Genomic DNA, 8,389 nt, shown 5'->3' on the forward strand with positions numbered 1-8,389 from the left:
TACTTTAGCAGTATCCACAGAACAAAAGGCAAACTTCTCATTTATTTCTATTAAAGTGGAAAGAAAATTGGGTAATCATGTTTTTTCTATAATAAACTTGTACAATTTGCATTTGCCCATAGAGTAAATAAATACAATTTTTTATCTTTATATCAATCGTGAAAAGAGGCAGGTGTAACGCCTAATCCAATTCATTTATAAATTCTAAGGAAGATGCTGATCACTGATAATTTCTCTGAGAATGGCAACAGCAAATCCAAACGCGAATTTTTACAGCATTCCGTAGTCGTTCATTTTCTTTATGGAATTGAGGAGCTTGATCCCTTGCACAATTTGGATACGAAGCTGAACAAGCAAATTAATGATGCCGGAGTTGGCGTTTATGACTGGCATGAAATTGCCATGGACAGCAGCCACGGTTTTCTCTTTATGTATGGTCACAATGCAGAGAAACTCTTTAAAACAGTTCTTCCCACTTTAAAAAAATGCCCTTTTATGAAGGGTGCTGTAGCCCACTTAAGATTTGGCGCCCTGGATGAAGAGGGTGTGCCTGAAATTGAGGTAGAGATTTAACAATGTGTAAATGATTTTTTTAATAAAAAACCACCGCCCATGAAAGAAGAAAAAATCATGACATTGCACCCCCAGGGGAAACAAGGGGTGAATATTCTGAAACGAAGGTATGATGTCATCAAAGATTTTATACTGCAAACAATAGCTGAGCACAAAGCAATCAGTTTTAAAGCACTTAATGATTTGGCAGTTGAAAAGCTGAAAAAATCATTTGACGGAAAAGTCACCTGGTACATTGTAACCGTAAAACTTGACCTGGAAGCTCGCGGAACAATAGAACGCATTCCAAAAACAAGCCCCCATCAATTAAGGATGAAGCAATAAAGGCGAAACAGGGTTTCTTTTGCTGCTCCTATTTCCGCTGGGGCTTCTTACTGAACGGATAAATCAATTGTCCGGCCAGTTTCTTTGGAAAATCCTCGTCATCAGAAAAGCCAAGGGTAATATCCCTTCCTTCACCGGGAATATTTGCAGTCTTGAACAAATAATCCCACAGGCTGAGGCTGATCCCATAGTTCACACCATAACGATGTCCTTTGGGTAATTCTTTAGAGTGGTGCCAAATATGCATTTTTGGATTGTTAAGTATGTATTTTAATGGCCCATAATCCCACCCGATATTGGCATGATTCATATGTCCGATGGCGACTGTGGCAATATGAACAATGAAAAAATCTGCAATACCAAAGCCAATCATAGAAAGCGGAATGTACTGTGCCGTTTTGTAAATAATGGTTTCCATCCAGTGAAAGCGCAAGTGTGCGGCAAACCCCATTTCTTTAACCGAGTGATGTACCTTGTGAAATTCCCACATCCACGGAATTCTATGCAGCATGCGATGAACATTCCACTGAATAAAATCGGCAATCACAAAAAGCAATAGCAATTGAAGCCATACCGGCAAAGTGTTGACCTGTATTGCTACCATATTGGTAATGCCAAAAAGACCCAAAAAATCATTAAACAATTCTACCGCTACATTGGAAAGACCATTGTAAAGAATCAGCGAAAAGATGAAAAAATTGAAAAACATATAAAAGCCATCGAGCCAAAAGTCTTTTCTAAATATAGATTGCCCTTTTCGCCATGGAATAATAATTTCCAGTACCCATATCAGCAACGAAAGCCCTATCAGCCAATAGAAATAGTTGTGGAAGGAGGGTTCTGTTATTTCATGCTTCAGGTAATTCCAGTAACCCGAATAAGCATCAATAAATATCTTCCAGTACTTTTCCATTCATTTTATATTTGAGCGTACAAGTTACTGTGTTAGCAGTTTGTGTTAATAATTTGTTGCAATTGATTTGCAGGTACAACACCTGACTGCCGCCATTTTTGCTCCCCGTTTTTAAATAAGATCAAAGTGGGGACTCCCCGCACATTATAAGCTGCTGCCGCCTGTTGATTTTTATCCACATCTATTTTTACAATGCGCAACTTATCACCCATTTTGCTTTTCAATTCTTTTAAAATAGGGGGCATAGCCTTGCAAGGGCCACACCATTCAGCAAAAAAATCCACCAGAACAGGCGTGTCAGATTCTATCAATTCTTTAAATGATGCCATAACTTCGTTTTAATGATTAAAAAAAGAACAACGGTTCTACACCAACGCGTTCACTTGTTTCCATCCACCACCATTAACACATTCCAGACCCTGTGATTTCAGGAAATCTGTAGCCTGCCCACTGCGGTTTCCACTCGCACAGCAGAGTACAATTCCATTTTTCATTTTTTTGAACTCATCTACCCTGCTTTGCACTTCCTGAAGCGGTATGTTTTTAGAGCCTGCTACATGCCCATTCGTAAATTCTGAACGAGTGCGAACATCTATAATTGTTGCACCGTTTTTTATCATTTCTTTTACTTTTTCAGTGTCGGTGCCCGCACCAAATATATTTCCAAAAAGCCCCATGTTTATTCAGTTTAATGGTTTGTAAATAGTTTCTGAATACAAATTTATGAGCTAAAAAAAGGGAATGGCGTTACTTTTGTTACATAAGAATTTTCCAATAAAGTAAACAGAAACAATACAAATGCTGCTTTGCCTAAAAGATCGATTGCTTTAACTGAGGAATGCAAAACCTGACTCCGGACATGGTTTTATTATAATATTTAACAGGGTTGAAAATCAGTTTTCCGTTTTTAAAGTCTCCATGATTTCTTCCAGCGCCCCCTGCATTTTATCGATGATTTGTTTTTGCTGCTCTATTTTATATAGCTTCAAAAATAATTCGGGGTTCTTATAGCTGATGAATGTTTTTGAATCCTTTTCCCAAATTAAGATTTTCAATGGTAAGTCCACCCCTATTCGAGGGTCTGCTTGCATTAACAAAGAACCAACTTGCGGATCTCCAAAAATCAAAAGCTCGTTGTATCCCAGTATTATATCATTTTTTTCTGCAGCATCGGAGTGATTGATTGAGGAAATAATACTGAAACTATTGCTCAATAGAAGCTCTTTTAATTTTGCAGAGGTTTCTTCCGGGGAATACGCACTTTTATGCGTTTGTATTTCCTGTGCCTGGGTAAATGAAAACATAGAGGCAAACAAAATTGCAATACCCAATTGAAGGTTCATCTTTTTAATTTTTGGTTTCTAGCAAAATAGGCAATTTATAAATAAATGAAAAAATAGAAGAGCTGAAACAATTGAACAACAAGAATAATGACATTCACGAAAGTGAGGAAACATCTTTTTTCGAATAGTCAGGACAATGATACTCCCTCAAGCAATGGATCAATCATAAAGGTTCATTCTAATCCCTTTTCACATTATTTAAATATTGCAAACGCAATAATATTATTTTTGATTGTTAAAATATTTCTCAAAAATATTGCCCCTTATAACTTACCTACTTAATTACTTATAAACCTGAAAACCCAATAAACTTATTGACTTAACAAATTAAATACCCACACTGCATAACAAAAGTTAAGTTTCTTTTTTTAATTTTGACAAGCATATGAAATACAAACGCGTACTACTGAAGCTGAGCGGTGAATCATTAATGGGTAAAAAAGGATATGGCATTGACCCTGAGCGACTTACGCAATATGCCGGAGACATAAAAAAAATTACAGAAAAAGGTGTAGAGTTGGCCATAGTTATTGGAGGAGGTAATATTTTCAGGGGCTTAAAAGCTGAAGAAAATGGCATGGACAGAGCCCAGGGAGATTATATGGGGATGCTCGCTACTTTAATCAATGGAATGGCACTTCAAAGTGCACTGGAAAAAGCCGGACTCTATACCCGACTGATGTCTGCAATAAAAATGGAAGAAATTTGCGAACCCTATATTCGCAGAAGAGCAATGCGACATTTAGAGAAAAACAGAATTGTTATTTTTGGAGCAGGAACAGGGAACCCTTATTTTACAACTGATACAGCCGCTGCACTTAGAGCAGTAGAAATTAATGCCGAAGTAATTTTAAAAGGAACAAGAGTAGACGGAATCTATTCAGCTGATCCTGAAAAAGATGAAAATGCTGTAAAATATAATAAGCTGACTTTTTCTGAAGTATATTCACGCAATTTGAATATTATGGATATGACTGCATTTACCCTGTGCCATGAAAATAATTTACCCATAATTGTGTTTAACATGGATAAAGCAGGAAACTTATCCAAAGTACTAAATGGAGATAATATGGGGACAATTGTTTCCCAATAAACATAAGTTATCATGACTGAAGAAATAACTTTTATATTAGATGATGCCAAAGAGCAAATGCAAAAAGCACTTTTGCATATGGAAACTGAACTGACAAAAATCAGAACAGGAAAAGCAAATCCTTCCATGCTGGATTCTGTATTCTTTGATTATTATGGGGTAAACACCCAGCTTAATCAGGCGGCAACCATTTCCATTCCCGATGCTCGCACTATAATGATCAAACCCTGGGAAAAAGGTTTATTGCCAGATATAGAAAAAGCCATTCACGCTTCTAACTTAGGGCTAAACCCAATGAATGATGGAGAAACCATTCGCATTAATATTCCCCCACTTACAGAAGAAAGAAGGCAGGCCCTGGTAAAACAAGCCAGGCAAATAGGCGAAAACAGCAAAGTAAGCATACGAAATGTGCGCAGAGATTCTAATGAAGAAATAAAAAAACTTGAAAAAGAAGGCCTTTCAGAAGATCAGGCAAAAGCTGCAACTGACAATGTCCAGGAACTCACTGATACCTATTCTGCAAAAATTGAAGCCCATTTAAAACGCAAAGAAGAAGATATTATGAAGGTTTAGTGAAAACAACTAAGCTAATTCCGATTCTGAAAATCAGATCAGCTCCAGGTTCATAAATCCCCAATATATTCTTCTCTTATGGGAAAATTAATTGCACAATTCGAAACCTATAAGTTTCTATTCCGTATATAAGCTCAATGCGTGAACATTGAGTATATAAAAAGCGTAACAATAAATTTTGAGGATAAAGCTTAGCGCCAGATTTTACCTTTTTGGGTAGTGTTCTCGAAAAAGAGGATTTCCGAAATGTACTTCCTAAGCATTTCCCGGTCTAATCCAAGAAGATTTCTAAACATACTTACCGTATTTTGCAAGCGTGAGTGATTTGATTGACTTAAGATACTTTTCATAACATTAAGTTTTAATTATGCGCTCTATGAAACAATTCCATTAAGTAAAAGTTCAAAAGCAAAGGCAAAGCTATATAAATCAAACTGATTAGTCAATAAAAATTTTGATATTAATAAGGGAATGCTTTGTGAGCAAGGGTTTTGAAATGAATTTTTATCATAAAAAAATAGATTTTCAGTATTTATTGGCATAAAAACAGAACCTTTTTTTATAAAATAAGTCGGCTTGAAAACAGATTTTTAAGTGCCTGCTTTAAGGCATCGCTGCTATTGCTTATTTTGGCAAAGTGAATTCAAACACGAAAGCCCTTCTTCTAATTATTGTGCTATGGCTGCTAAGCCTTGCTATTCGCTGGCCAAACCTTGACCGGCTACTTTCAAAACACCATGAATTTTGCACAAGTGTTGTCATGCGCATTTATGACATCTGGGAGCAGGAAGGGTTTTTGAAACACAAAGGGCTTCCTGTAATGAACTATCCAGGACCGGAAAACAAATGGATCAATAATTTTGCTTCCGGATCGGGAACAATGCATGATAGCCAGGGCAATTATTATTATGTTTCGCATCCGCCACTGGCCTATTATTTACCTTATTTTTCGCTAAAAGCACTGGGCTTAAAAGTGTCGGTTTTCTGGCTGCAAATATGGCATTGCTTTATACACCTGTTTTCTGCGCTTTTATTTTACTTATTAATCAGGGAAATTTCAAGTGCAAGGGCAGCATTATTAAGCGCAGTGTTTTATATGATGCACGGTGTCAGCCTTTGGTTTCAGAGCAATGTATATATGTCAGATATGCTGGTACAATTGTTTTTCATCAGCAGTATTTATTGTTATGTAAAGTTGCAGCAAGGCTTTTCGGCATTTGGTCTTTTCCAGCTTGGTTTAAGCATTGCCCTGATGGTCTATTGTTCCTGGCTGGGTTATTTTACAGCATTTGTGCTCCTATTACACAGTTTTTTGAAAAAAAAACAGCCTTATCTGATTGCTACTGCACTTATTTCTGCAGCACTTGTCTCAACTGCACTTTTCTTATATCAATATGCGCAGATCAATGGTGTTTCGGCATTAATAAGCGAATGGACACAAAGGGGAGGGGAAAGGGCAGGATTTCAATTGCAGCATTTTATAAGCATTTTTAAAAATTACTTTTTGCATTACAGTCCTTTGTTTATAGTGATTGTAGCACTTTACAAATCTATAAACTGGAAGGAACAGAAATCAATACTTTTCTTGTTTTTCAGTCCAATCATTTTGCTGCACCTTTTCTTGTCAGAGTATTCAGTACATGATTTCACTGTGCTTTACGCACTCTTTCCGCTGGCTTATCTTTTGGCGCTGGCAATTTGTGATTTGTCATCAAAAGTAGGACGCAATGCTTTGACAATTATGCTGCTTTTGGTATTTATAGCACAGTATTATATTTTTAATTTACCGGGCAAAAAAAATTATAAAGGAGACAAGTACGCTTATTTTCAAGAAAAAGGAAAGGCCATAGCTGCTGAAAAAGAAAAAGGATATGTGCTTTTCTTATTGCAGGATAAAATAGAGCCACAGACCAGCTACTATGCCCAATGCAATGTGAAAAGTGTAAATTCGCAACAAGAAGCCGGGGAGTTTTTAGAACAGAGAAATGGCATGAAGGGTAAAATAATGTATTTTGACACCAATGATAAACTCCAAACCAAAATCATAAACAATTAGCAAATGGAAAATGCAAAAATGAATATCCCATCCGTTGATCTTTCAAAATTTGTAAACGGCAGTTCAGCAGAGAAAAATGAATGCGTTGCCGAATTGGGAAAAGCTTTTAATGAAGTGGGGTTTGTAACTGTAAAAAATCATGGGATTTCAGAAGAGCTGGTACAGCGCTTTTACGATCAGGTGAATGCCTTTTTTGACATGGATCAGGAGCTAAAAGATCAATATGAAAAGAAGGAACTCAATGGACAACGTGGCTATACCTCATTTGGAAAGGAACACGCCAAGCATTCCAATGTGGGTGATTTAAAAGAGTTTTGGCAATTTGGCGAGGAATTGACTCCCGAAGAAAGACCGGATGAAGCATATCGCGAAAACTTAGATGTAGCAGAATTGCCCGATTTCAAAAAAACAGGACTGGAGCTTTTCAGTGCTTTTGAAAATTCGGGGCGAAACCTGCTCAAAGCCATTGCGCTTTACCTAAAGTTAGATGAAAACTACTTTGAAGCACACGTAATTAAAGGCAATAGTATTCTCAGGGCTATTCATTATCCGCCCATCACCTCCGATCCCAAAACAGCTATCAGGGCAGAACAACATGAGGATATAAATTTGATTACACTATTGGTAGGTGCTTCTGCCGAAGGCTTACAGTTGTTGACCAAAAAAGGAGAATGGCTGCCAATTATGGCACCACAAGGAAGTATTGTTGTGAATGTGGGAGATATGTTGCAGCGTCTAACGAATAATGTGCTGAAATCCACAACCCACAGGGTGGTGAACCCACCACGTGAAAAATGGCATTTGCCGCGCCTGTCCATTCCGTTTTTTCTGCATCCCAAATCAGATATGCCACTGAATTGCCTCGAAGATTGTGTGACTGAAGAAAATCCAAAGCAATATGAAAATATTACTGCTGGAGAATATTTGGATCAAAGGTTAATAGAAATTGGCTTGAAAAAAGCCTGAAAACCAACAATTCCCCTTAAGTTTGATAATAAGCGGAAAATTAGTAAGTTATAGAAGTATGATGAACGGAAGAAAAATAGCAGCAATATTGATTCTTGCACTTTTTGTATTGAGCTCCTGCAACCGAAGCACTTGCCCCACTTATGATTCTAATACCGGGGAACAAAAAATAAAAAAATCCAAGAAAACAACTTCAGGGGTTTATCCTAAGGGGATGAAATAGGTAATGCTTTATGCAGCCCTGTGTAAGTTTGCAATAAGTCGATTTCAACAAATTTTTTTTAATTCAAGCTTTTGAGGATTTACTCAAATTCGTGTTGTTTGCTTTGAAAGAGCGAAATATGTGAACAAAGCGAGTGCAGTTTCTTAGCTGCATGAATTCAATACGACTCCTCCGGAGTCGGGTGGAGTGGAGGTGATTAGCGTTATAAACATTTGATGCCTCCCGCATCAGCAAAGACTGGTGACTTAAAGTTTTAGAACAACCTTCACCATCCTGGAAGGATGGCATGTTTAGTGTGCCGGGCATGTAATAAGACTAACGG

General features: G+C 37.3%; 12 protein-coding genes. 7 read left to right on the plus strand and 5 right to left on the minus strand.

Translation table 11 applies throughout. From position 1 onward, the window contains the following. Positions 1-213: 213 nt before the first annotated feature. Positions 214-573, plus strand: a complete 360-nt coding sequence (locus tag WD048_01335) for a hypothetical protein (protein ID MEX0810826.1) — start codon at positions 214-216, stop codon at positions 571-573. A 39-nt stretch (positions 574-612) separates the two neighbouring features. Continuing rightward, on the plus strand, positions 613-897 hold the full coding sequence (locus tag WD048_01340) for a hypothetical protein (protein ID MEX0810827.1): 285 nt from the start codon (positions 613-615) through the stop codon (positions 895-897). 28 nt (positions 898-925) lie between these two features. Here the strand turns inward: WD048_01340 and WD048_01345 are convergent, their stop codons facing one another. The 4 genes from WD048_01345 to WD048_01360 form a co-directional block, all read right to left on the minus strand. Continuing rightward, positions 926-1,810, minus strand: a complete 885-nt coding sequence (locus WD048_01345) for a sterol desaturase family protein (protein MEX0810828.1) — start codon at positions 1,808-1,810, stop codon at positions 926-928. 32 nt (positions 1,811-1,842) lie between these two features. Next, positions 1,843-2,139, minus strand: a complete 297-nt coding sequence (gene trxA / locus WD048_01350; GenBank protein MEX0810829.1) for a thioredoxin — start codon at positions 2,137-2,139, stop codon at positions 1,843-1,845. Between the two features lie 36 nt (positions 2,140-2,175). Then, entirely contained in the window at positions 2,176-2,487 is a 312-nt protein-coding gene (locus tag WD048_01355; protein ID MEX0810830.1) for a rhodanese-like domain-containing protein, read from the minus strand. Between the two features lie 216 nt (positions 2,488-2,703). Further along, positions 2,704-3,153: a DUF302 domain-containing protein gene (locus tag WD048_01360; GenBank protein ID MEX0810831.1), complete on the minus strand. Its 450-nt coding sequence runs from the start codon at positions 3,151-3,153 to the stop codon at positions 2,704-2,706. Between the two features lie 385 nt (positions 3,154-3,538). On the opposite strand from WD048_01360, the gene pyrH reads away from it, so the two are divergent. Both pyrH and frr read left to right on the plus strand, forming a co-directional pair. Continuing rightward, positions 3,539-4,246, plus strand: coding sequence for a UMP kinase (gene pyrH / locus WD048_01365; GenBank protein MEX0810832.1), 708 nt, complete (start codon positions 3,539-3,541; stop codon positions 4,244-4,246). 12 nt (positions 4,247-4,258) lie between these two features. Then, the gene (gene frr, locus WD048_01370) at positions 4,259-4,822 is read left to right on the plus strand and encodes a ribosome recycling factor (GenBank protein MEX0810833.1); all 564 of its coding nucleotides are present in this window, start codon (positions 4,259-4,261) and stop codon (positions 4,820-4,822) included. A gap of 191 nt (positions 4,823-5,013) precedes the next feature. On the opposite strand, the gene WD048_01375 is transcribed toward frr, so the two are convergent. Further along, positions 5,014-5,172, minus strand: a complete 159-nt coding sequence (locus WD048_01375; GenBank protein MEX0810834.1) for a hypothetical protein — start codon at positions 5,170-5,172, stop codon at positions 5,014-5,016. Between the two features lie 410 nt (positions 5,173-5,582). Here WD048_01375 and WD048_01380 point away from each other — a divergent pair, with 410 nt between their 5' ends. From WD048_01380 to WD048_01390, 3 genes are read left to right on the plus strand one after another with little or no spacing between them, the layout of a single operon-like run. Beyond that, positions 5,583-6,878: a hypothetical protein gene (locus WD048_01380; protein MEX0810835.1), complete on the plus strand. Its 1,296-nt coding sequence runs from the start codon at positions 5,583-5,585 to the stop codon at positions 6,876-6,878. Between the two features lie 3 nt (positions 6,879-6,881). Next, entirely contained in the window at positions 6,882-7,844 is a 963-nt protein-coding gene (locus WD048_01385) for a 2-oxoglutarate and iron-dependent oxygenase domain-containing protein (protein MEX0810836.1), read from the plus strand. 58 nt (positions 7,845-7,902) lie between these two features. Next, positions 7,903-8,067 (plus strand): hypothetical protein, encoded by a 165-nt coding sequence (locus WD048_01390; protein MEX0810837.1) that lies wholly within the window; start codon positions 7,903-7,905, stop codon positions 8,065-8,067. The last annotated feature ends 322 nt before the right edge of the window (positions 8,068-8,389 follow it).

It is taken from the genome of Chitinophagales bacterium (genome assembly GCA_040877935.1).
Taxonomy (GTDB): domain Bacteria; phylum Bacteroidota; class Bacteroidia; order Chitinophagales; family CAIOSU01; genus JBBDNB01.